The 24166-nt window shown below is 57.6% G+C and carries 18 protein-coding genes; 14 read left to right on the top strand and 4 right to left on the bottom strand.

What is annotated here, in order from left to right; all coding sequences use genetic code 11:
* Window positions 1–71 precede the first annotated feature (71 nt).
* Window positions 72–2294 (bottom strand): primosomal protein N', encoded by a 2223-nt coding sequence (locus EA797_RS16105; protein WP_122167378.1) that lies wholly within the window; start codon window positions 2292–2294, stop codon window positions 72–74.
* 222 nt (window positions 2295–2516) lie between these two features.
* Between EA797_RS16105 and rpmE the strand changes: the two genes are divergently transcribed.
* From rpmE to EA797_RS16090, 3 genes are all read left to right on the top strand, one after another.
* Window positions 2517–2729: a 50S ribosomal protein L31 gene (gene rpmE / locus EA797_RS16100; protein WP_122167025.1), complete on the top strand. Its 213-nt coding sequence runs from the start codon at window positions 2517–2519 to the stop codon at window positions 2727–2729.
* A 23-nt stretch (window positions 2730–2752) separates the two neighbouring features.
* Window positions 2753–3547 (top strand): thermonuclease family protein, encoded by a 795-nt coding sequence (locus tag EA797_RS16095; RefSeq protein WP_122167023.1) that lies wholly within the window; start codon window positions 2753–2755, stop codon window positions 3545–3547.
* Window positions 3548–3716: 169 nt separating this feature from the next.
* Window positions 3717–4985, top strand: a complete 1269-nt coding sequence (locus tag EA797_RS16090) for a malic enzyme-like NAD(P)-binding protein (protein ID WP_122167021.1) — start codon at window positions 3717–3719, stop codon at window positions 4983–4985.
* A 190-nt stretch (window positions 4986–5175) separates the two neighbouring features.
* On the opposite strand, the gene EA797_RS16085 is transcribed toward EA797_RS16090, so the two are convergent.
* Window positions 5176–7623, bottom strand: coding sequence for a penicillin-binding protein 1A (locus EA797_RS16085; RefSeq protein WP_122167019.1), 2448 nt, complete (start codon window positions 7621–7623; stop codon window positions 5176–5178).
* 183 nt (window positions 7624–7806) lie between these two features.
* Between EA797_RS16085 and EA797_RS16080 the strand changes: the two genes are divergently transcribed.
* The 11 genes from EA797_RS16080 to hemE all read left to right on the top strand — a co-directional run bounded on the left by EA797_RS16080 (window position 7807) and on the right by hemE (window position 23249).
* Complete coding sequence (locus EA797_RS16080; RefSeq protein ID WP_122167017.1) at window positions 7807–8871, top strand: pilus assembly protein PilM; 1065 nt, start codon at window positions 7807–7809, stop codon at window positions 8869–8871.
* The gene (gene pilN, locus EA797_RS16075; RefSeq protein WP_122167015.1) at window positions 8871–9443 is read left to right on the top strand and encodes a type 4a pilus biogenesis protein PilN; all 573 of its coding nucleotides are present in this window, start codon (window positions 8871–8873) and stop codon (window positions 9441–9443) included. Before EA797_RS16080 ends, pilN begins: the two co-directional genes overlap by 1 nt.
* Window positions 9440–10063, top strand: a complete 624-nt coding sequence (pilO, locus tag EA797_RS16070) for a type 4a pilus biogenesis protein PilO (RefSeq protein ID WP_122167014.1) — start codon at window positions 9440–9442, stop codon at window positions 10061–10063. Before pilN ends, pilO begins: the two co-directional genes overlap by 4 nt.
* Window positions 10060–10587, top strand: a complete 528-nt coding sequence (gene pilP / locus EA797_RS16065; RefSeq protein ID WP_122167012.1) for a type 4a pilus biogenesis lipoprotein PilP — start codon at window positions 10060–10062, stop codon at window positions 10585–10587. The genes pilO and pilP overlap by 4 nt, the downstream gene beginning before the upstream one ends.
* Window positions 10588–10638: 51 nt before the next feature.
* Entirely contained in the window at window positions 10639–12714 is a 2076-nt protein-coding gene (locus EA797_RS16060) for a type IV pilus secretin PilQ (RefSeq protein ID WP_122167010.1), read from the top strand.
* Between the two features lie 5 nt (window positions 12715–12719).
* On the top strand, window positions 12720–13265 hold the full coding sequence (aroK, locus tag EA797_RS16055) for a shikimate kinase AroK (protein ID WP_122167008.1): 546 nt from the start codon (window positions 12720–12722) through the stop codon (window positions 13263–13265).
* A gap of 23 nt (window positions 13266–13288) precedes the next feature.
* Complete coding sequence (gene aroB, locus EA797_RS16050) at window positions 13289–14404, top strand: 3-dehydroquinate synthase (RefSeq protein WP_122167006.1); 1116 nt, start codon at window positions 13289–13291, stop codon at window positions 14402–14404.
* Entirely contained in the window at window positions 14401–15888 is a 1488-nt protein-coding gene (locus tag EA797_RS16045) for an SPOR domain-containing protein (protein WP_122167004.1), read from the top strand. Before aroB ends, EA797_RS16045 begins: the two co-directional genes overlap by 4 nt.
* A 174-nt stretch (window positions 15889–16062) precedes the next feature.
* Complete coding sequence (gene gltB / locus EA797_RS16040; protein WP_122167002.1) at window positions 16063–20511, top strand: glutamate synthase large subunit; 4449 nt, start codon at window positions 16063–16065, stop codon at window positions 20509–20511.
* A 111-nt stretch (window positions 20512–20622) separates the two neighbouring features.
* On the top strand, window positions 20623–22041 hold the full coding sequence (locus tag EA797_RS16035; protein ID WP_122167000.1) for an FAD-dependent oxidoreductase: 1419 nt from the start codon (window positions 20623–20625) through the stop codon (window positions 22039–22041).
* Between the two features lie 143 nt (window positions 22042–22184).
* The gene (gene hemE, locus EA797_RS16030) at window positions 22185–23249 is read left to right on the top strand and encodes a uroporphyrinogen decarboxylase (protein ID WP_122166998.1); all 1065 of its coding nucleotides are present in this window, start codon (window positions 22185–22187) and stop codon (window positions 23247–23249) included.
* Between the two features lie 43 nt (window positions 23250–23292).
* On the opposite strand, the gene EA797_RS16025 is transcribed toward hemE, so the two are convergent.
* Both EA797_RS16025 and EA797_RS16020 read right to left on the bottom strand, forming a co-directional pair.
* The gene (locus tag EA797_RS16025) at window positions 23293–23586 is read right to left on the bottom strand and encodes a hypothetical protein (protein ID WP_122166996.1); all 294 of its coding nucleotides are present in this window, start codon (window positions 23584–23586) and stop codon (window positions 23293–23295) included.
* Window positions 23587–23719: 133 nt separating this feature from the next.
* Entirely contained in the window at window positions 23720–24160 is a 441-nt protein-coding gene (locus EA797_RS16020) for an excinuclease (RefSeq protein WP_122166994.1), read from the bottom strand.
* Window positions 24161–24166: the final 6 nt, after the last annotated feature.

The following is a 24166-nucleotide window of genomic DNA, read 5'->3' as shown; positions in this document are numbered from 1 at the left end:
TCGGGGCGCGGGGGGCGAACCTTCAAGGCTTTAGGCGCTTAGTTGCGGGATGAGCTCTCGATTGCACGCGTTCAGAACAGGTCGATGGGGTCGACATCCAGGGACCAACGGACCGTGCGGCTGCCTGGAAGCGCTTCCACTAGTGGAATCCATACGCCCATCAGCTTATGTAGCGGCGCCCTGGCGTTGCCCTGCAATAGAAGTTGAGCCCGGAAGCGTCCCGCGCGGCGCTCCATCGGTGCGGGCACTGGACCGAGCAGCTCGACTCCGCTGATGCCCAACTGTTCGAGGAGCTGCTCGGCCTGGCTGCAGGCCTGGTCGAGGAAGTCCTCCGCCTGGCCCGGCTTCTGCGCTTCGGCACGCAGCAGAGCGAGATGGCTGAAAGGCGGTAGCCCCGCAGCGCGTCGCTCGCTCAGCGCCTGATCGGCAAAAGCGAAGTAGCCTTGCTCCGTGAGCTGAACAAGCAGTGGATGATCAGCCAGATGAGTTTGGATGATCACCTTGCCAGGCTCCTCGGCGCGCCCCGCTCGGCCAGCCACCTGCACGATCAATTGCGCCATTCGTTCGCTGGCACGGAAGTCGGCCGAGAATAGCCCGCCGTCCGCATCGAGAATGGCAACCAGCGTGACCCGCGGGAAGTGATGCCCTTTGGCAAGCATCTGGGTGCCGACCAATAGGCAGGGCTCTCCACGGTTGATGGTTGTCAGGAGTTGTTCCATCGAGCCTTTGCGAGCAGTGCTGTCACGATCGATCCGCAATACTGGGTAGTCAGGGAATATGGTGCCCAGTCGCTCTTCAGCGCGTTCGGTACCTGCGCCCACCGGTCGAAGATCGAGCTTGTTGCAGTCGGGGCAGCTGTGCAGAGGGCGTTCTGCGTGTCCACAGTGATGACACCGCAATTCGTTATGGCGTTGGTGCAGCGTCATCCGAGCATCGCAGCGAGGGCATTGGCTGATCCATCCGCAGTCGTGGCAAAGCAGTGACGGGGCGAAGCCTCTACGGTTTAGAAACACCAGTACCTGCTGTCCTGCGGCGAGCGTCTGGGCCATGGCCTGCTGCAGCGGGCCCGAAATCCCTGAGTCCAGCGGTCGGCTCTTGACATCCAGTCGCAGGAAGCGGGGCGCCTGCGCGCCACCAGCGCGCTGGGTCAGTTTCAGCAGCGCGTAGCGGCCGCTGTGGGCATTCTGCAAACTTTCCAAGGAGGGCGTCGCGGAGCCCAGCAAGATCGGCAAATTTTCCTGGCGTGCCCTGACTACCGCCAGGTCACGGGCGTGATATCGCAGGCCTTCCTGCTGTTTATAAGAAGCGTCATGCTCTTCATCGAGAATGATCAGGCCTGGGTTCTTCATCGGAGTGAACAGCGCTGAGCGCGTACCGATGATGATGTCCGCTTCGCCATCTCGCGCCGCTAGCCACGCATCGAGACGCTCACGGTCATTGACGTTTGAATGCAGCAGAGCGATGCGTGCGTTGAAGCGTTTTTCGAAGCGTGCCAGCGTCTGGGGCCCGAGGTTGATCTCTGGAATCAGGACCAACGCCTGCTTGCCGGCTTCGAGGACCTGGTGGATCAGCTGCAGATAGACTTCCGTCTTGCCGCTTCCGGTTACGCCCGCCAGCAGGAATGTCTGGAAGCCGTCCAGCCCTGCGTTGATGGCTTCGAAGGCGGCTCGCTGTTCTTGATTCAACGGCAGTTCGGGTTGAAGCAACCAGCTGCCTTGATGTCGCTTGATGTCGTGGCTGCGGCGGGTCTCCGTTCGCAGCATGCCTTTTTGCAGGAGCTGGTCGAGGCTGTCCTTGCTGAGCTGCAATTGGCTGACCAGTGAGTGCGCCACTCCATGCGGATGCTGCGCGATAGTCTTCAGGGCTTCGCGCTGACGCGGAGCGCGACTAAGTCGCGGATCTTCTGGCCTGGCCCCTTTTGCCGCGTGCCAGAAGCGTTCCTGCCTCGTCTCAGCCGGCTCACCCTGACGCAGCAATACCGGCAATGCCCAGCTGAACGTATCGCCCAGACTGTGCTGGTAGTACTGCGCGGTCCATAAGCAGAGTTTGAACAGCTCCGGTGGAAGGGGGGGCTGCGAGTCGAGCGCCTCCAGTGCTGGCTTGAGCTTCGCCGGTGGTACATCGCTGTGATCGACGATTTCTACCAGCACGCCAACGATCTCGCGGCGGCCGAAGGGGACCCGCAGTCGCATTCCCGGCTTCAGTGAGGAAACGGCAATGCCCACGGGCGGCAGATAATCGAAGAGCCTGCGCAGGGGAGAGGGCAGAGCAAGGCGAAGTATGGGTTGGAGCACGCGAATGTCCTTGGCGGCGAACGGCGATCTTAAACGATCCTGCACAACAGCAGGCTCGGCTGCGCTGCAATCCACTCGGGAGCTTGCGTCCATGCGAGCGGGGCACGTCTTCTGGCGACCAGCTGCCTTTGCATCGCTAACGGGCTCTGGTATTATTCGCGCCCTTCCGTGCGGTACTCGACATAGGGTCGGGTGGCGGCACAGGTCCTCGAGGATTTTTCCATGAAAGCCGATATCCATCCTAACTACGTTGAAATCGAAGCCACTTGCAGCTGCGGCAACGTTATCAAGACACGTTCGACGCTGGCCAAGAACATGAGCATCGACGTTTGCTCCGAGTGCCACCCGTTCTACACCGGCAAGCAAAAAGTGCTGGATACCGGCGGCCGTATTGACCGCTTCAAGCAGCGTTTCGGTGTGTTCGGCGCCAAGTAAGCTGTCGCCGCGACGGAATGCCAATGAGGTTTTCCGAGCATCTGAAAAAGGCGTCCCTGGTGGGCGCCTTTTTCGTTTTCGTACTCACCAGTCTGCCTGCCCAGGCGCTATGCCCTGCCAAAGGTCCCCTGCAGCGAGTAGAAGTGGCAGCGGTCATTGATGGCGATACGCTGCGCCTGGTCGATGGGCGCAAGGTCCGTCTGATTGGTCTTAATGCTCCGGAGGTCGGGCGCAAGGGGCGTCGAGTGGAGCCTTATGCCAATGCTGCAAAGGTCAATCTAAAAGCGTTGGTCAGCGCTAGCAATTGGCAGGTCGGGCTGCAACCAGGTTTGCAAGCCAACGACCGTTACGGCCGCCTCTTGGCTCACGCATACGACGACCAGGGCAGAAATCTGGAAGCGCTACTCCTTGCCGAGGGTTTGGGTTTTTTCGTCGCTATCGCGCCCAATACGCAACTGGTTGGCTGCCACAGCAGAGTTGAGCATCAAGCACGCTCAGCTGGCCGGGGTGTCTGGCGTGAATCCCCGGTAATCTCCGCCTCGCAGCTACGCAGAGGAGGATTTGCAGTCATCAAGGCAACGGTCCAACGTGTTGAAACCAACCGTGGCGGGGTATGGCTGGAGCTGGACGGGTCGACTGTCTTACACATAAGTCATGACATCGCGGCCAGTCTTGGTGGCTCGTTCAAGGATCTGCCTGGAAAGACGCTCGAAGCGCGCGGTTGGGTGATTGATCGCAAAGGTCGTGCGGATTTGTCGCGGCAGGCGCGCTGGCTACTGAAGATCAGCCATTCTTCGATGCTCACCTTGCGGCAATAACAGCAATCGCGAGGGGTTCGGTTGTGCTGTGAGTGCGGTCGAGCCTATAGGCTGAAAGTCGTACGGCCAGCACTTGACAGTCAGCTTTTCCCCTCAGCTTGTGACGACGATCGGTCTTGGCGTATGCTCGGCCCCCTGTCTGTCCCAGTAAAATAAGCGGAATTGCCTCATGACTGACCTGAAAACTGCCGCTCTCGACTATCACTCCCAGCCCCGTCCGGGAAAGCTGAGCGTCGAGTTGACCAAGCCAACCTCCACCGCTCGCGATCTGTCGTTGGCCTACAGTCCGGGCGTAGCGGAGCCGGTGCGGGAGATCGCGCGCGACCCCGAGCTTGCGTACCGATACACCGGTAAGGGCAATCTGGTTGCGGTGATTTCAGATGGCACTGCCATTCTGGGTCTAGGCAATCTTGGGCCTCTGGCGTCCAAGCCGGTTATGGAAGGCAAGGGCGTCCTGTTCAAGCGCTTCGCCGGGGTCGACGTATTCGATATCGAAGTGGATGCCGAAAGCCCTCAAGCCTTCATTGATACGGTCAAGCGCATTTCCATTACTTTTGGTGGCATCAATCTCGAAGACATCAAAGCGCCTGAGTGCTTCGAGATCGAGCGGGCACTCATCGAGCAATGTGACATACCTGTGTTTCACGATGATCAGCACGGTACTGCCATCGTGACCGCGGCGGGGATGTTGAATGCCTTGGAGATCGCTGGAAAGACGCTGGAGCAGGCGAAGATCGTTTGCCTCGGCGCGGGCGCTGCGGCCACCTCCTGCATGAAGTTGCTGGTGAGCATGGGCGCGAAGATCGAGAATATTTTCATGATCGATCGCAAGGGCGTCATTCATGCCGGTCGCGATGATCTGAACCAGTACAAAGCGGTATTTGCCCACGAGACGGACAAGCGCACACTGGATGACGCGCTTGATGGAGCAGATGTGTTCGTCGGCCTGTCGGGAGCTAACCTGTTGAGCGCTGAAGGACTCAAGCGTATGGCGGCAAACCCGGTGGTATTCGCCTGCTCCAACCCCGATCCGGAAATCAGCCCGGAACTGGCGCACGCGACGCGCTCCGATGTGATCATGGCGACTGGTCGCTCGGATTACCCGAACCAGGTCAACAACGTGCTGGGCTTCCCTTTCATCTTCCGTGGCGCATTGGACGTACGCGCCAAACGCATCAATGAAGAGATGAAAATTGCGGCAGCGGAGGCGCTACGCGAGCTGGCCAAGCTTCCTGTGCCGGCAGAAGTGGCGGCGGCGTATGGTGTGGACAACCTGGAGTTCGGTCGTGAGTACATCATTCCTAAGCCTATGGATCCGCGCCTGATTACGCTGGTGTCCGATGCTGTGGCTAAGGCTGCGATCGAAAGTGGAGTAGCGACCTTGCCGTACCCCTCCAACTACCCACTGAAGTCGGTCGACGACGTATTCAACGGTTGATTGAAACCGTCGCCCGGCAATCGCGGGCGCTGGATATAAAAAACCCCAGCCATTGCTGGGGTTTTTCATATATAGGGAAAGAACACCTCGGGTGTTCAGTCGAACTACTTATTACCGAGCTGGGCATGGAAAACCGAGCTCAGGTCGCCAGGGCGAACTTCATACCCTGTATAGATGGCGCTGGAGTCGTTTAGAACAGATCCATCGGTGCGGCTTCGGACTCAGGCAACGGGCTGTCCGGCAAGACCGAGCCTGGTGTCATCTCACCGTCCATGCTGGGCGGTGAATCTTCGCTTCGGAAGACTTCAAAGTAGGCGTCAGGGGTGCCAGGCGCTGCCGCGCGGCCGGTCCTGGGATCTATGCGTAACGTGAGGATTCCCTCCGGTTCTGCAGGCGCATGCTCGGGTGCTCCGTCGAGCACCGCGCTCATGTATTTCATCCAGATCGGGAGCGCTACGGTCCCGCCATACTCTCGTCTACCCAGGCTTTGGGGTTGGTCGAACCCTGCCCATACCGTGGTTACCATGTCGGCGTTATAGCCGGAGAACCAGCTGTCCTTGGACTCGTTGGTAGTACCTGTCTTGCCAGCGAGGTCACCGCGCCCCATGGATAGGGCTTTCCTGCCCGTGCCGCGTTTGATCACGTCCTGCAGCATACTGGTCATGATGTAGGCGGTACGCTCATCAATGATCTGCTCGGCGTACCTGCGCTCAGCGTCCGGTGCAGAATGGTCGATGAGCGCCGTGTCGTTCTGTGCGTAGCTGACGGCAGCTGCTTCGCCTTCATCGGGAGTCTCTGCGCTCGCCGCTGTCCGCTCTGGCACCCGCGCGGGATTAGCTGTGAAGATCACTTTCCCGTCCCGATCCTCGATTCGCTCGATCAAGTAGGGCTCGATTTTGTAGCCGCCATTTGCGAATGCTGTCCAGCCGGTCGCGATTTCCATTGGCGTCAGTGTTGCTGTTCCCAATGCTAACGACAGATTCGGTGGCAGGTCTTCGGACTTGAATCCAAAGCGCTTTATGTATTCGAGCGTATGCGGAATGCCGAGGGTCTGCAGCAGGCGGATCGAAACCAGGTTGCGCGATTTGTACAGCGCTTCACGCAGGCGGATAGGGCCCAAGAAAGTATTGTTGTCGTTTTTTGGGCGCCAGATTCGATCCTGACCTTGTTCGATGAACACGATTGGAGAGTCGTTAACGAGGGTGGCGGGCGTATACCCAGCGTCTAGCGCTGCGCTGTAAATGAAAGGTTTGAAGCTTGAGCCTGGCTGGCGTTTAGCCTGAATGGCACGGTTGTAATTGCTTTGCCCGAAGGAAAACCCGCCGCTTAGCGCTTCGATCGATCCGTCGTGCGGGTCGAGGGATACCAGTGCTCCTTGTGCTTGCGGCACCTGAGCGAAACGGAATTCCTCACCTACAGCTTGTACGCGTATCACATCTCCCGGTTTGACGACGTCTGACGGCGCTTTCGGTTGTGGGCCCAGGCTGTTGGTATTGATGTGTGGCCTGGCCCATTTCATGCTGTCCCAGCTGACGCTGTGTTCGCTGCCGTCACGAAGCAATGCCTTGATCGCGTCATTGGAAACTGCACTGACCACCGCTGGGGCAAGATTGCCCTGGCCACGGTAGTTTCCAAGTTCTTTGAGCCAGGCTGCACGGTCAGTGGTGCTCATGTGGCCTTCCGGGCCGCGGTAACCGTGACGTTGGTCGTACTCGATCAGGCCTAGAGCGAGCGCCTCATTAGCTGCGATCTGACGGTCGCTCGTGACCGTAGTACGGACGCGGAAGCCATCGGTGTATGCAGCACTGCCGAACCGGCCCACCAATTCGGCACGGGCCATCTCGGCGATGTAAGGCGCATCGAGTTCGGGTGACGAGCCGTGATAGGACGCGTCCACAAGCTCCGCCAGCGCTTGCTGATAACGTGCCTCATCGATCCTTCCCAGGCGATACATTCTTCCAAGGATCCAGTCTCGCCGTTCTTTAGCCCGCTGCGGATTGGCCAGTGGATTAAAAGCGGAGGGGGCTTTCGGGAGTCCGGCGATCATGGCCATCTGCGCCAGATTCAGTTCGCGTATGGATTTGCCATAGTAAACATGCGCTGCTGCCTCGATACCGTATGCGCGATTGCCCAGATATATCTTGTTGACGTAGAGCTCGAGGATCTCGTCCTTGCTCAGCTCCCTCTCGATCTGAAGGGCGAGCAGAATTTCATTGATCTTGCGGGAAAAGCTCCGTTCGCTAGTCAGGAAGTAATTCTTCGCAACCTGCATAGTGATAGTGCTGCCACCGGTCTGAATATGTCCGCTTTTCAATATTTGCGTGGCAGCGCGCATCAGGCTGGAGACTTCGACGCCATAATGATTGGCGAAATTGTCGTCCTCGGCGGCCAGCAGCGCGGCTATGAAATCCTCGGGTATGTCTGTGAATGCGATGGGATTCCTGCGCATCTCTCCGTACTCGGCAATGAGCTTGTCATCATTGCTGTAGATGCGCAGCGGGATCTGAAGCTGAATGCTGCGCAACGAATCTACCGATGGCAGGTTCGGGCTCAGATAGAGATAGGCCCCACTGAGACTAAGTAGAAGTCCGCAGAAAATAGTCAGGCACGACCACAAAAAAAACTTCAGAAAACGCATTGGGGTTCGTTATATCCAGGGTGGGAAATGAGGTTGTTGCGGCAGACGATGCTGAAAGGAAAAACGGTTCACATTATAAGCGGTTTTTTTGCTGGGGAGCCATTTGCGCTTCTGTCAAGGCTGTTATCTAATGCGGACATACATAATTAATCCGTAAGTAGCGGATAAAGAAGGAATTCGGCCGTGCTAGGGCTCTTCACTAAGAAAGCGAACACGCTGCTTGGGATCGACATTAGTTCGACGTCCGTCAAGCTACTCGAATTAAGCCGTTCGGGCTCCCGTTATCGGGTTGAGTCCTATGCGGTCGAGCCCCTTCCACCAAATGCCGTGGTCGAAAAGAACATCGCAGAGCTGGAGGGAGTCGGTCAGGCGCTGACTCGGCTGCTGACCAAGGCGAAGACGGGCGTAAAATCAGCTGCTGTAGCGGTATCCGGCTCGGCCGTCATCACCAAGATCATCGAGATGGATGGCGGGCTCAGTGACGACGAGCTGGAAAATCAGCTCAAGATCGAAGCAGATCAGTACATCCCATATCCGCTTGAAGAAGTCGCGATCGACTTTGAGGTTCAGGGTGAGGCTGCTCGCGCGCCGGGGCGAGTTGAAGTTCTGCTTGCCGCATGCCGCAAGGAAAACGTCGAGATCCGTGAGGCGGCGCTTGCCTTGGCGGGGCTAACCGCTAAAGTCGTCGACGTGGAGGCTTATGCCCTGGAGCGCTCCTATGGGTTGTTGGCGCCCCAGTTGGGTGCCGGTCATGACGAGCTTACCGTCGCACTTGTTGATATCGGTGCGACCATGACCACGCTGAGCGTTCTGCATAACGGTCGCACTATTTATACACGTGAACAACTGTTCGGCGGTCGGCAGTTGACTGAAGAGATTCAGCGCCGATACGGCCTGTCAATGGAAGAAGCTGGCCTCGCTAAAAAGCAGGGAGGCCTCCCTGATGACTATGACAGCGAAGTGTTGCAGCCGTTCAAAGAAGCGGTGGTTCAACAGGTGTCTCGTTCACTGCAATTCTTCTTCGCCGCAGGGCAATTTCACGATGTTGACTACATCTTGCTAGCTGGCGGTACAGCGTCAATTCCGGGACTGGATCGCCTTATCCAGCAAAAAATCGGAACTCAGACTCTAGTAGCCAACCCGTTTGCCGATATGGCCCTTAGCAGCAAGGTCAATGCTGGTGCGCTTGCCAGTGATGCGCCGTCCCTCATGATTGCCTGTGGGTTGGCCCTGAGGAGTTTCGACTAATGGCTCGTATCAACCTATTACCCTGGCGCGAGCAGCTGCGGGAAGAGCGCAAGCAGCGTTTTCTCGTATCACTTGCAGGCGTGGCCGTCATTGCAGTGGGGCTGTTGTTTCTCGCGGATCAATACTTCACTCATGCCATCGAGCGGCAGAACGCTCGTAACGATTTCATTCGTAAGGAAATCGCCGTTCTGGATGCAAGGATCGTTGAGATAAAGGAATTGAGAGAGCGTCGGCAGCAATTGCTGGAACGGATGAAGATCATTCAAGACCTGCAGGGCAACCGCCCAATCATTGGGCGAGTTTTCGATCAGCTGGTACGAACGCTTCCTGATGGTGTGTATTTCACAGAGCTGAAAATGACTGGTAAGAACATCGCGATTGTCGGCGGTGCTGAGTCCAACAACCGGGTCTCAAACCTGATGCGTAACCTTGATGGATCAGAGTGGCTCGATGCGCCCAACCTGAACGAAGTGAAAGCGATCACCGCTGGTGCGGTTGAACAAGAAAACGTGTTTCAGCTGACAGTGCAACAGACACAGCCGACGGCTGCCGCTGAAGGAGAAAGGCCATGAGTTTGTCGAACTCTATGGAGAGCCTCCGCAGCATCGACTTGTCCGATCTGGACATGAACAACTTGGGGTCATGGCCCGCGGCAGTGAAGGTCATCGCGGGAATGCTGTTGATGGCTCTGCTGCTTGGGGGGGGGTATTACTTCTATCTCAGTGACTTGCAAGCTAGCCTCGATCAGCAGGCAGCGGAAGAGGCTAATCTGAAGCAGCAATTCTCATCGAAGGCATTTCAGGCTGCAAACCTCGAGTCGTACAAAGCGCAGATGGTCGAGATGGAGGCATCCTTCGGTGCCCTGTTGCGCCAGTTGCCTAGCGACACTGAAGTGCCCGGTCTGCTCGAGGATATCACCCGCACCGGTCTGGGCAGCGGGCTGGAATTCGAGGAAATCAAACTGCAGCCGGAAGTGACACAGCAGTTCTATATCGAGTTGCCTATTCAGATCAAAGTGGTTGGCGCGTATCACGATCTAGCGACGTTCGTAAGCGGCGTGTCGAGCCTGCCGCGAATCGTGACCCTGCACGACTTCGAAATAAAGCCGCAGAGTAAGGATTCCTCTTCCAAGCTTCATATGAACATCCTGGCCAAGACCTATCGCTACAACGATAAGGGGCTGCAGAAATGAATAAGACCCGACTCGTTACGCTTGGCCTAGGCTTGGCCCTTTTATCAGGATGCGGTGGCGCGACCGATTTCGACGATTTGCGCGCTTACATGGATGAGGAGCGAGCCAAGCCGAAGGGTTCGATCGAGCCTCTCCCGTCGTTTCTGCCCTACGAGGCATTTACCTATAGCGCAGCATCGCTACGCCATCCTTTCCAGCCGCCGATGAAGATAGATCTGACTCAGCGACAAAGGGGTTCAAAAGATGTTCGTCCCGACGAGGCTCGTATCAAGCAGTTTCTCGAAGAGTTCAACATAGAAAATTTCGTCATGGTCGGTACATTGACCAATGGCGCTGGTAAGTACGCCTTGATCAAAGGCGGTGATGGCGTTCATCGAGTGAAGGTCGGTGATTATCTGGGGCGCAACCATGGCCGAATCGTTGAGATCAGCGAAGCCGAAGTGGATGTGCTGGAAATCGTTCCGGACGGAGAGGGTGGGTGGCTTGAGCGCCCGCGCAGCCTGACCTTGAAAGAGCGCTCTTGAGTCATGGCAAATATGGAAAATCTATCCCGGTCAGCACAACGGAAGCCTTTTATGAATACCTCTCTCTCTCGTCTCGGGTTGTCCATGCTGGCAGCATTCATCTCGCCTGCGCTTCTGGCTGCAAACCTGAACTCACTGGATGTGGCATCGCTTCCGGGCGACCGCGTCGAGCTGAAACTGGCATTCGACGAGCCGGTACCCACCCCGCGCGGGTATACGCTTGACCAGCCAGCGCGTATTGCGCTGGATCTGCCTGGTGTCACTAGTAAGCTTGCTTCGAAGAACCAGGAGCTCGGGGTAGGCAATGCGCGAAGTGTCACCGTTGTAGAGGCTCAGGGGCGTACGCGCCTTATCGTGAATCTCACATCGCTTGTGCCGTACTCGACCCGGGTAGATGGCAACAACCTGTTCGTCGTCCTTGGTGAGGCTGGCGCGCCGTCCACTGCGGCCGTAGCGACTCCGGTCGCCGATGCGCCCAAAGTATCGCCAGTTGCTGCAGTTTCTCAAGGCAAGTCGATCAGCAACGTTGACTTCCGCCGCGGTGAGGACGGTGCGGGCAACGTTGTAATTACGCTTTCGGATCCATCGATCAGCCCCAGCATAGAAGAGCAGGGCGGAAAGATCCGCGTCTCTTTTGCAAAGACACAACTTCCAGAGTCGCTTCGTGTCCGGTTGGATGTGCAAGACTTCGCGACGCCGGTCAAATTCGTCGATTCGAGTAGCAAGGCCGATGGCGCAAGCATCTCCATTGAGCCGACCGGACGATACGACTATCTGGCCTATCAAACCGACGACAAACTGACTATCAGCGTCAAGCCGCTGAGCGAAGCGGATGCTGAGAAGCGCAAGGCTGAGCATTTCACCTATTCCGGTGAGAAGCTTTCGCTAAATTTCCAAGACATTGATGTGCGTTCGGTGCTGCAGCTGATTGCAGACTTTACGGATCTCAACCTGGTTGCCAGTGACACCGTACAAGGCAATATCACGCTGCGTTTGCAGAACGTTCCTTGGGATCAGGCGCTAGATCTCGTGTTGAAGACCAAGGGGCTCGATAAGCGTCAGGTGGGTAACGTGCTACTGGTAGCGCCGGCGGATGAGATTGCTGCTCGTGAACGGCAGGAGCTCGAAGCTCAGCGCCAGATCGCAGAGCTTGCTCCGTTGCGTCGTGAAGTCGTGCAGGTCAACTATGCGAAAGCCGCCGATATAGCCAGCTTGTTTCAATCAGTAGCCAATAAAGACGGTACGAGTGAAGACCGGGGTTCGATCGCTGTTGACGACCGGACGAACAATATAATCGCCTATCAGACTCAGGAGCGCCTGGACGAACTGCGCCGAATCGTAGTGCAGCTCGATATTCCTGTCCGGCAAGTGATGATTGAGGCCCGCATTGTAGAGGCTAACGTCAACTATGATAAAAGTTTGGGTGTTCGTTGGGGCGGTACGCAGCTATTCGCAAATGGGCGCGGCGCGGTGTATGGCAATGACCAGTTCGGTGACGAAGGCGGGAATACCGGCGAAGAAAGTAACGGCAACGTCCCGTTTGTTGATCTAGGCGTGGCGAACGCAACGTCTGGTATTGGCATCGGGTATATAACTAACAATCTAATTTTGGATCTCGAGCTCTCCGCTATGGAGAAGTCCGGAAACGGCGAGGTTGTATCTCAGCCGAAGGTCATGACTGCGGACAAGGAAACCGCGAAAATCTTGAAGGGGTCTGAAATACCCTACCAGGAAGCGAGTTCCAGCGGCGCAACGTCGACCACCTTTGTAGAGGCGGCACTTTCTCTTGAGGTTACGCCACAGATAACTCCCGACAACCGGATCATCATGGAGGTTAGGGTTACCAAGGATGAGCCTGATTTTGCCAATGACGTTAACGGAACGCCGACAATCCGAAAAAATGAAGTGAACGCTAAGATACTAGTCAATGATGGCGAAACCGTCGTTATCGGTGGTGTGTTCTCTAATACACAAAGCAAGTCGGTTGATAAGGTTCCCTTCCTGGGCGATCTGCCGTACCTTGGGCGTATGTTCAAGCGTGACGTCGTGTCTGACGCGAAATCTGAGCTGCTCATATTCTTAACGCCTAGAATTCTTAATCACCAAGCTATTGCGGTAAACCGCTGAAACCATTGGAAAACATCATCCTCGTAGGTCCGATGGGCGCCGGTAAAAGCACCATCGGACGTTTGCTCGCTAAGGAGCTTCGGCTTCCGTTTCGGGATTCCGACAAGGAAATCGAGCAGCGGACCGGTGCCAGCATTCCGCTGATATTCGATGTCGAGGGTGAACAGGGTTTCCGCGAAAGGGAGCATGTCGCGATCACAGAGTTGTGCTCGATGCGCGGCGTGGTTCTGGCCACCGGTGGTGGTGCGGTGTTGAGGCCGGATAATCGCCAGGTCTTACGATCTGGCGGGCGCGTAATCTATCTCTGTACATCGGTCGAGCAGCAGCTTGATCGAACCTCTCGGGATCGTAATCGTCCGCTCTTGCAAAAGCCGAATCCGCGCGAAATCCTCACTGGTTTGATGGCCGTGCGTGACCCGCTTTATCGGGATATTGCGGATATCATCATCCAGACAGATGAACGCCCCCCACGTCTTGTCGTGCAGGAAATTCTGAGTCAGCTTCAATCGCTGGCGCCTCGTGAAAGCCTGACTCGATCTGCGCTATCCTAACCCCCTTTTACTGTGGGGCTCCTATGCAGACTCTTCATGTCGATCTTGGCGAGCGCAGCTATCCGATTTTTATTGGCGAGCGCTTGCTTGATAGCGATGAGCTGTTGCCCCGGTACATCCGCGGCAAGCAGGTCGCAATCGTCACCAACGAGACCGTTTCGCCTCTCTATCTCGAACGGCTGACCAAAAGTCTGGCGGGATTTACCGTCACATCCGTGGTGCTTCCTGATGGTGAGGAGCATAAAAACTGGAAAACATTGCAGCTGATCTTCGATTCGTTACTGAGCGCTAGGCATGATCGGAAGACTACGGTTATCGCGCTGGGTGGAGGCGTAATCGGAGATATGGCGGGCTTTGCTGCAGCCAGCTACCAGCGCGGCGTAGATTTCATCCAGATTCCTACAACCCTTCTTTCGCAAGTCGATTCGTCGGTAGGTGGCAAGACGGGCATCAATCATCCTCTCGGCAAGAACATGATCGGGGCTTTTTATCAGCCGAACGCGGTCCTGATTGATACTGCCACGCTGGCAACACTGCCGCCTCGCGAGCTCTCGGCGGGCCTGGCTGAGGTCATCAAATACGGACTCATCTGTGATGAGCCCTTTCTTGGCTGGCTAGAAGATAACATTGGCGATCTGCGCGGTTTGAATCAGGCAGCCCTTACCGAGGCCATACGGCGATCCTGCGAGGCTAAAGCCCGAGTGGTTGGTGCGGACGAGCGCGAGTCGGGCATTCGAGCCACACTCAACCTTGGCCATACTTTTGGCCATGCCATTGAGACCCATCAGGGTTATGGCGTGTGGCTGCATGGGGAGGCTGTTTCAGCGGGCACAGTCATGGCACTCGAGATGTCACGGCAGCTAGGCTGGATCACGGCGAGTGAACGGGATCGAGGTGTTCGCTTGCTGTCGCGTGCTGGGCTGCCCGTCGTGCCTCCTGCGAACATGTGCGCTGCGGATTTTCTTCGTCACATGGCGGTAGACAAGAAAGTGTTGGACGGGCAGTTGCGATTGGTGCTGCTCAAGCGACTGGGCGAAGCGACTGTTACTAGCGACTTTCCTCAGGAGCTATTGGAGGCCACGTTGAACGCCAATTACGACGCGCTTGCGCGTGAGTCAGAACCTAAGAGATTTCCATGACCAGTTTGTCTGCTGACGATTCCTTCCTGAACCACTACGGGTTCAGTCATGACCCTTTCGCTGCCCGCGTGCCTGGCTTCAAGTTTTTTCCAGCGCAGCGCAAACCAGTGCTGGGGCAGTTGCATCATCTTGCTCGTTACAGTCAGTTGCTGCTCGTGGTCACGGGGCCGGAGGGAAGCGGCAAGACCCTCGTGCGCCAAGCTCTTGTTGCAAGCAGCAATAAACAAGCGGTTCAAAGCGTCGTTATTTCTCCTGTAGAGACGCTTGATTCCAATATTCTTTTGCAGCAGATCGCGCAGGCTCTCGGCATTCAGCGGGCCGACTTCGACTCGATCATGGGGCAGATTATTCAACTGGCGCTAACCGGTCAGGAAGTTTATCTGCTGGTAGACGATGCCGAGCGACTGACTGGAGCTGCCGTCGAAACGCTACTGCGGTTAGCCCAGGGTAGCCCAGAGGGGCGTCCGCATGTCTTCCTGTTCGGTGAACATGCGCTGGTTGCGCGGCTGGAGGCGCTAGTGGAGGGTGAAGAGCGCTTCCATGTAATTGCACTGCAACCCTATGAGGAAGACGAGACTCGGGAGTACCTGGCGTTGCGGCTGGAGGGCGCCGGCGCTGGGCTCGACAGTTTCACCGAAGACCAGCTGTCACGTATCCACGAGGTGTCAGGCGGATGGCCTGGTGCAATCAATCAGGCGGCCCGGGATGAGCTCCTGGATGCGATGCAGCAATCAAAGGGTAAACGGAAGTCGGCTGGCTTGGCGCTACCTCTGCCAATGAAGCATTTGCTGGCGTTGGCTGCGGTCGTGCTAGTCGTCGCGGTTGCATTGTTGATGCGCGATACCGATGACGAGCCGGTTGCGCCAACGACCACGCAGTTGCCGCTTGACTCTGGAGGCACCGTTGCGTCCCAGTCCGAAAATGCGCCTCCAGTAGCGCCCACTGTTCAGCCAGATCGGCCAGTTATTCGCGAGCCCCTCGCGGCCGCTGGCGGTGCGGAGGCCGACGATGCGACCGCACCTGATGAAGACTTGCCGATGATCGCTGAGGAGCCGTCACCTGTAACGGCGCGGCCTCCTGCCGAGGTGCCGGCACCTATCGTGAAGAATGAGCGGCCGGCAGCTGCCGCCCCTCAGCCAAAGGCACCTGAGCCAGTGGCCAAGCCGGCGGAAGTGAAACCGGAGCCTGTTAATACCCCTGCAAACTGGTATGCCGGCCAGCCAAAGGCTAATTACCTAGTGCAGATACTGGGGACGCGCACTCAAGCCAATGCCGAGGCGTTGGTTAAGCAGCACGGAGAAGGATTCCGTTATTTCGTCAAGCAACACGAGGGCAAGCCTCTGTACGTTGTGACTTACGGTAACTTCGCTAGTCGCCAGGCTGCTTTGCAAGCGATTGCCGCGATGCCGGCTTCGTTGAAAGAGGGCAAGCCTTGGGTGCGCAGCTTCGCTAGTGTTCAGCAAGAAATGGCGGGCGCTCGATAAAATACGCCCCATAAAGGTGCGTGATGCACTGTTATGGGGCTTGCAAAAATAAAATTGTGTCGTTCTACCGGGCTTTGTAAACTGCTCCCCCTTTTGCCCACGTGTATGACGGGGCGATTCTGTGCGCCGTCAATAAGGGGTTGATTTACAACGCATTTAGCTGGTGGAGTGCCTATGAGAGCAGGTCTGTTTCGTCCTGAAGAGTTCAAGGATAACTGCGGCTTCGGTCTGATCGCCCACATGCAGGGCGAGGCAAGCCATCACCTGCTTCAGACTGCCATTCAATCCCTCACCTGCATGACTCACCGTGGCGGCATCAACGCCGACGGAAAAACTGGCGATGGTTGCGGCCTGCTGATGCAGAAGCCCGACGCCTTTCTGCGCGCCATGGCTAGACAGCACTTCAGTGCCGATCTGCCTGAACTCTATGCCGTCGGGATGGTGTTCCTCAGCCAGGATGCGGCCAAGGCGGACGCGGGCCGCGCCAGTCTCAACGAGCAGATCGCGGCCCAGGGGCTGACTCTTGTCGGTTGGCGCGAAGTGCCGATCGATACCGCTGTCCTCGGCCGGTTGGCTCTCGAGCGTCTGCCACGCATCGAGCAGGTGTTCGTCTCGGCCGAAGGGCTGTCCGAGCGTGATTTCGGCATCAGGCTGTTCTTTGCCCGCCGCCGTGCAGAGGTCGCGCTGGCTGGTGACAAAGAGTTCTACGTCTGCAGCTTTTCCGACAAGGACATCATCTACAAAGGCCTGATGATGCCGGCTGATCTGGCGCAGTTCTATCCGGATCTCGGCGACGAGAGACTGGCAACAGCCATCTGCGTTTTTCACCAGCGCTTCTCCACTAATACGATGCCGCAATGGCCGTTGGCTCAGCCGTTCCGTTTCCTTGCCCACAATGGCGAAATCAACACCATCACCGGTAACCGCAACTGGGCTCAGGCGCGCCGCCTGAAATTTGCCAATGAATTGTTGCCGGATCTGGAAAGCCTGGATCCGCTGGTCAACCGCACAGGTTCCGATTCCTCGAGCATGGATAACATGTTGGAGCTGTTGGTCACCGGCGGCATGGATTTGTTCCGTGGGCTGCGCATGATCATTCCGCCGGCCTGGCAGAACGTCGAAACCATGGACCCCGATCTGCGTGCATTCTACGAATTCAACTCCATGCACATGGAGCCGTGGGACGGTCCCGCAGGTGTGGTGCTTACCGATGGCCGCCACGCGATCTGCTTGCTTGATCGTAACGGCCTGCGTCCTGCGCGCTGGGTAACCACCACGAACGGCTACATCACCCTGGCGTCTGAGGTGGGTGTCTGGGACTACAAACCCGAAGACGTCATTGCCAAGGGGCGCGTGGGGCCCGGTCAGATTCTGGCGGTCGATACGCAGACCGGTCAGGTACTGCATACGGATGACATCGATAACCGCTTGAAATCACAGCACCCCTACAAGAAGTGGCTGCGGCAAAATGCGCTGCGCATCCAGTCAACGCTCGACGATAACGACCATGGGTCGGCGTTCTACGATGCGGACCAGCTCAAGCAATACATGAAGATGTTCCAGGTCACCTTCGAGGAGCGTGATCAGGTGCTGCGTCCGCTCGCCGAGCAGGGGCAGGAAGCCGTGGGGTCCATGGGTGATGACACACCTATGGCCGTGCTGTCGCGGCGCGTGCGTTCGCCATATGACTATTTCCGCCAACAGTTCGCGCAGGTTACCAACCCGCCCATCGACCCGTTGCGTGAATCCATCGTCATGTCGCTCGAGACCTGCCTGGGTGCCGAGCGCAACGTCTTCGAAGAGACAGCGGATCACGCTAATCGCGCGATCCTGACCACGCCCGTGATCTCGCCGGCCAAGTGGCGGACGATCATGGAGCTCGACCGCCCAGGCTTCGGGCGGGAGCTGATAGATCTCAACTACGACGAATCCATCGGCCTCGAAGCTGCGGTGCGGAATATCGCCGATCAGGCTGAAGAAGCCGTGCGTGGCGGGAAGGTCATGCTGATCCTCAGCGACCGCAACATCATGCCCGGCAAGCTGCCGGTTCATGCGGCTCTGGCGGTCGGTGCGGTCCACCACCGCCTGATCGAAACCGGGCTGCGCAGTGATTGCAACATCCTGGCTGAAACCGCGACCGCCCGTGATCCACATCATTTCGCAGTACTGCTCGGCTTCGGCGCCACGGCGGTTTATCCGTTCCTAGCGTTCGAGGTGCTTGGCGATCTGATCCGTACGGGTGAGGTGCTGGGGGATCTATATGAGGTCTTCAAGCATTACCGCAAGGGCATCTCCAAAGGCCTGCTGAAGATCATTTCGAAGATGGGCATTTCCACCATCACGTCGTACCGCGGTGCCCAGCTCTTCGAGGCGATCGGCCTCGCAGACGAGGTTGTCGATCTGAGTTTCCGTGGTGTAGCCAGTCGTATCAAAGGTGCGCGCTTCGTTGATCTTGAGGCGGAGCAAAAAGCACTCGCGGTGGAAGCGTGGAGCGTGCGCAAGCCGATCCAGCAGGGCGGCCTGCTGAAGTTCGTCTACGGCGGCGAATACCACGCCTACAACCCGGATGTGGTTGCAGCTTTGCAAGTCGCGGTCCAGGAAGGTGATTACCACCGTTTCAAGGAATACACCGCGCTGGTTGACCAACGTCCGGCCGCGATGCTGCGCGACCTGCTCAAGTTGAAGGTCTCTGATCAACCGCTGGCGCTTGAAGAAGTCGAGCCGCTCGATCAAATCCTCAAGCGTTTCGACTCAGCGGGTATTTCACTTGGGGCACTGTCACCCGAAGCCCATGAGGCGATCGCAGCTGCGATGAATCGCATCGGTGCGCGCTCTAACTCTGGTGAAGGTGGGGAAGATCCTTCGCGTTACCGCACCGAGCGCAGCTCGAAGATCAAACAGGTGGCGACGGGCCGTTTTGGTGTCACCCCTGAATATCTGGTCAATGCCGAAGTGCTGCAGATCAAGGTCGCTCAAGGTGCGAAGCCCGGTGAGGGAGGTCAGCTGCCTGGTGGCAAGGTCAACGGTCTGATCGCCAAGCTGCGTTATGCGGTGCCTGGCGTTACGCTGATTTCACCGCCTCCACACCACGACATCTATTCCATCGAAGACCTCGCGCAGCTGATCTTTGACCTCAAGCAGGTCAATCCCAAGGCGCTGGTTTCAGTCAAGCTGGTGGCTGAGCCTGGCGTTGGCACCATTGCAGCCGGTGTCGCCAAGGCTTACGCCGATTTGATTACCATTTCCGGCTACGACGGCGGTACGGGCGCTTCACCGTTGACGTCGATCCGCTATGCAGGCTCGCCTTGGGAGCTTGGCTTGGCTGAGACCCATCAAACCCTGCGCGGCAACGATCTGCGCGGCAAGGTACGAGTGCAGACCGATGGTGGTCTGAAGACCGGCCTCGATGTGGTGAAGGCTGCGATCCTCGGTGCCGAAAGCTTCGGCTTCGGTACCGCGCCAATGATCGCTTTGGGTTGCAAGTACTTGCGTATCTGCCATCTGAATAACTGCGCCACGGGCGTGGCAACGCAGAACGAACAGCTGCGCAAAGACCATTTCATCGGCACGGTCGACATGGTGGTCAATTTCTTCACCTTCGTGGCAGAAGAAACCCGCGAGTGGCTGGCAAGGTTGGGCGTGCGCAGCCTGCAAGAGCTTATAGGGCGTACCGATCTGCTCGAATTGCTGCCCGGTGAAACCGCCAAGCAGAACCATCTGGATCTGTCACCGCTGCTCGGCAGCGATCACATTCCGGCGGACAAACCACAATTTTGTCAGGTCGAGAAAAACCCGCCCTTCGATCAGGGCTTGCTGGCTGAGGAAATGGTCAAGCTTGCGCGTTCGGCCATCGACTCAAAGAGCGGTGCCGACTTCGAGCTCGATATCTGTAACTGTGACCGGTCCATCGGGGCGCGAGTATCCGGCGAGATCGCTCAGCTGCATGGCAACCAGGGCATGAAGGATGCGCCGATCACCTTCCGCTTCAAAGGCACTGCAGGTCAGAGCTTTGGCGTTTGGAACGCCGGTGGCCTGCACCTGTATCTGGAAGGTGATGCCAACGACTATGTCGGCAAGGGCATGACTGGCGGCAAGCTTGTGATCACCCAGCCCAAGAGCAGTGTTTTCGAGTCGCAGCATTCGGCCATCGTCGGTAATACCTGCCTGTACGGCGCCACTGGCGGCAAGTTGTTTGCTGCTGGTACTGCGGGTGAGCGCTTTGCGGTACGGAACTCCGGCGCGCATGCGGTCGTGGAAGGCACGGGCGATCATTGCTGCGAATACATGACGGGCGGTTTCGTCTGCGTCCTCGGCAAGACTGGCTATAACTTCGGCTCCGGGATGACCGGCGGCTTTGCCTATGTTCTGGACATGGACAACAGCTTTGTCGACCGGGTTAACAACGAACTAGTCAACCTGCAGCGCATCACCGGAGAGTCGATGGAGGCTCATCGGAGCCATCTGCAAGAGGTGCTGCGCGAGTACGTGGCTGAAACCGGCAGTGCATGGGGCGAGACGCTTCTGGACAATCTCGACGACTACCTGCGCCGCTTCTGGTTGGTCAAGCCCAAAGCAGCCAACCTGGCGACGCTGCTGTCGACCACTCGGGCCAACCCCCAATAAAAAGCAGATTCAAGCGGCGTGCCTCGGCTTTAGGCCAGAGGCCGGCCCCGCTCCGTGATTGTCACGCAGTTAGCAGCCTTGAGCTTGCGGCTGCCGCAAAGAGGTTTTGAAATGACTGAACGTCTGAATAACGACTTCCAGTTCATCGAAGTCGGGCGCAAGGATCCGAAGAAAAAGCTGCTGCGCCAGCGCAAGAAGGAATTTGTCGAGATCTACGAACCCTTCAAGCCGCAGCAGGCTTGTGAGCAGGCTCATCGCTGCCTGGGTTGCGGCAACCCCTATTGCGAGTGGAAGTGCCCAGTCCACAACTACATTCCCAACTGGCTCAAGCTGGTTTCCGAGGGGAACATTCTCGCGGCGGCTGAGCTGGCACATCAGACCAACACGCTGCCGGAAGTCTGTGGCCGTGTATGCCCCCAGGATCGCCTGTGCGAAGGCGCCTGTACGCTGAATGACGGGTTCGGCGCGGTCACCATCGGGTCTGTGGAGAAGTACATCGCCGATACCGCCTTCGCAATGGGCTGGCGGCCCGATATGTCGAAGGTCAAGCCGACCGGCAAGAAGGTGGCGATCATCGGCGCCGGTCCGGCCGGCCTTGGTTGTGCCGACGTGCTGGTGCGTAGCGGCGTCGCTCCTGTGGTATTCGACAAGAACCCGGAAATCGGTGGACTGCTGACCTTTGGCATCCCCGAGTTCAAGCTCGAGAAATCCGTGCTTAGCCGTCGCCGTGAAATATTCACCGGCATGGGCATTGAGTTCCGCCTGAATACCGAGGTCGGCAAGGACGTGACGATCGACCAGCTGCTAGCCGAGTACGATGCGGTGTTCATGGGCATGGGAACCTACACCTACATGAAAGGCGGTTTCCCGGGTGAGGACCTTCCTGGTGTGCACGATGCGCTGGATTTCCTGATCGCCAACGTCAATCGCAACCTTGGTTTCGAAAAGTCGCCGGAAGATTTCGTCGACATGAAGGGCAAGAAGGTTGTGGTTCTAGGCGGTGGCGACACGGCGATGGACTGCAACCGCACCTCCATCCGCCAGGGCGCCAAGAGCGTGACCTGTGCATACCGGCGTGATGCGGCGAACATGCCGGGGTCGCGCAAAGAAGTGAAGAACGCCAAGGAAGAGGGCGTTAAGTTTCTCTTCAACCGCCAGCCCATCGCTATTGTCGGGGAAGGGAAGGTCGAAGGCGTGAAGGTAGTCGAGACCCGTCTTGGCGCGCCGGATGCGCGTGGCCGTCGCAGCCCCGAGCCTATTCCAGGCTCAGAAGAGGTGTTGCCGGCCGATGCGGTAGTCATTGCCTTCGGTTTCCGTCCGAGCCCGGCTGACTGGTTCGAAGGGCAGAGTGTTCAGATCGACAATCAAGGGCGTGTGGTCGCGCCGGAGATGGGCCAGTACAAGCACCAGACCAGTAACCCCAAAATATTTGCCGGAGGCGATATGGTGCGGGGCTCAGATCTGGTGGTGACGGCTATTTTCGAAGGTCGTCAGGCTGCAGAAGGTATTCTCGACTACCTGGAAGTCTGATCGGCGCCTGCTCCCGACCAGGCCCCAAGCACTGGTCACATGCCTGATCGGAATCAAGCCTATAGATAAAAGGCACGGCTCTCGCCGTGCCTTTTGTTTTCCGCTTTGCGACAATGCCGCCACTTTTCAGCTGGAACCCAGACATGACTGCTTTGAAGAACGACCGCTTTCTCCGCGCACTGCTCAAGCAACCTGTCGACGTCACCCCGGTGTGGATGATGCGTCAGGCCGGACGCTACTTGCCGGAGTACCGGGCCAGCCGCAGTAAGGCCGGCGACTTCATGAGCCTGTGCATGAACCCAGAGCTGGCCTGCGAGGTCACCTTGCAGCCACTGGATCGTTATCCGCTTGATGCGGCGATTCTCTTTTCGGACATCCTCACCGTACCGGACGCCATGGGCCTGGGCCTGTATTTCGAAACAGGCGAGGGGCCGCGCTTCAAGAAAGTCGTCAGCAGCATGGCTGATATCGAGGCGCTGCCAATCCCTGATCCAGAGAAGGATCTTGGCTATGTGATGCAGGCAGTGCGCACCATCCGCCGTGAGCTCAATGGCCGCGTCCCGCTTATTGGCTTTTCCGGAAGCCCCTGGACCTTGGCCACTTACATGGTCGAGGGGGGTTCATCGAAGGACTTCCGCAAGTCCAAAGCGATGCTCTATGAGAACCCTCAGGCGATGCATGCGCTACTGGATAAGCTGGCGCAGTCGGTAACGAGCTACCTCAACGGCCAGATCATGGCGGGCGCGCAGGCGGTTCAGATCTTCGACTCCTGGGGGGGGAGCCTGTCAGCGGCCGCGTACCAGGAATTCTCGCTGGCTTACATGCAGAAAATCGTCGACGGGCTGATCCGTGAAAACGATGGTCGACGTGTGCCCGTCATTCTGTTTACCAAAGGCGGCGGACTGTGGCTGGAGTCAATGGCAGATACTGGAGCTGAAGCACTGGGTCTCGACTGGACCTGCGATATCGGCAATGCGCGTGGGCGGGTGGGCAACAAGGTCGCGCTTCAGGGCAACATGGACCCAAGCGTCCTGTTCGCCAAGCCGGACGCCATCCGGGCTGAGGTGGGGCGTATCCTCGCCAGCTTCGGTCACGGCGACGGGCATGTATTCAATCTTGGGCACGGCATCACGCCTGAAGTCGACCCCGTTCACGCGGGCGCCTTCATCGAGGCCGTGCACGAGCTGTCTGCGCAATATCACGTCTGATCTGCACGAATGAAAAGAGCCGCATTACGCGGCTCTTTTTCATTCAAGGCTGTTGGTAGTGGCCCGGAGTGGTGCCGGGCTCATGCTCGTGGACCAGCTTGGTCACACGAATGTCAGTAATGCCGATGACTTCGGCTTGTTCCAGAATCTTCGCCTCGTCGGCGCCTGCTTCGGGCATCACGAGACTGTTTTCAGCATCCCCGTTGTGCAGTTCGAGAAGATGTCGCGCAGCGCTGCCCTGGGACATACCTTCCTCTTCCGACTCGATAATGTGGTGCCTAGGGTCGTTCTGGAAGATGTAATTGATTTCGAATTTGTGCGATGACTTTCCGAACATGACGACTCCTGAATCGGTGGCGGGTCTAATATTGACTCGCGGGTCCAGTTATTGGTTCGGGAGTGGTGCGGCCTGGCGACGGTCGGAATGCGACCTGTGAACAATGGCGCTCGGCTCACCGAGCGCCATGGGATTACTTGACCTTCGCCAAGTTGCCCTTGATGGCGACGCCAGCCATGATTGCGCCGGCATGGCATTCGTACTTTTCGCTGTCCTTGTATTCGACGTGCTTGTAGTTGCTGGCAATGTCTACCACCGCATTCGCGCCTGCCGCCTTGGCAGCCTGCTGCATGCTGATAAGCGCAGATTGCAGGGCCCAGCTGCACGCGCCTTCATCCGTCTTGTTGAAAGCGTTGGTCTTCTTGCTGGTGGATACGTCGCGGCGAACGACCTCTGCGCCCTTCGGCGTCTTGCCGCTCAAGTAGAACTTCACACTGCCGTCCAACTTGCCGGAAGCGCTGGCTTCAGCCACAACCTGGTCAAACGGAAGGTAATGGGTGGTATCGCGTGCCTGGCTGATTCCTGGTAGGGCACAGAGCACGAGTGCAGCGCTGATCCATGTATTTTTCTTCATTGCGTT

The sequence above is a fragment of the Stutzerimonas zhaodongensis genome, from assembly GCF_003696365.1.
Classification (GTDB): domain Bacteria; phylum Pseudomonadota; class Gammaproteobacteria; order Pseudomonadales; family Pseudomonadaceae; genus Stutzerimonas; species Stutzerimonas zhaodongensis.
Note: the sequence above shows the minus strand (reverse complement) of the source record. Positions and strands in the feature narration are given on the sequence as shown.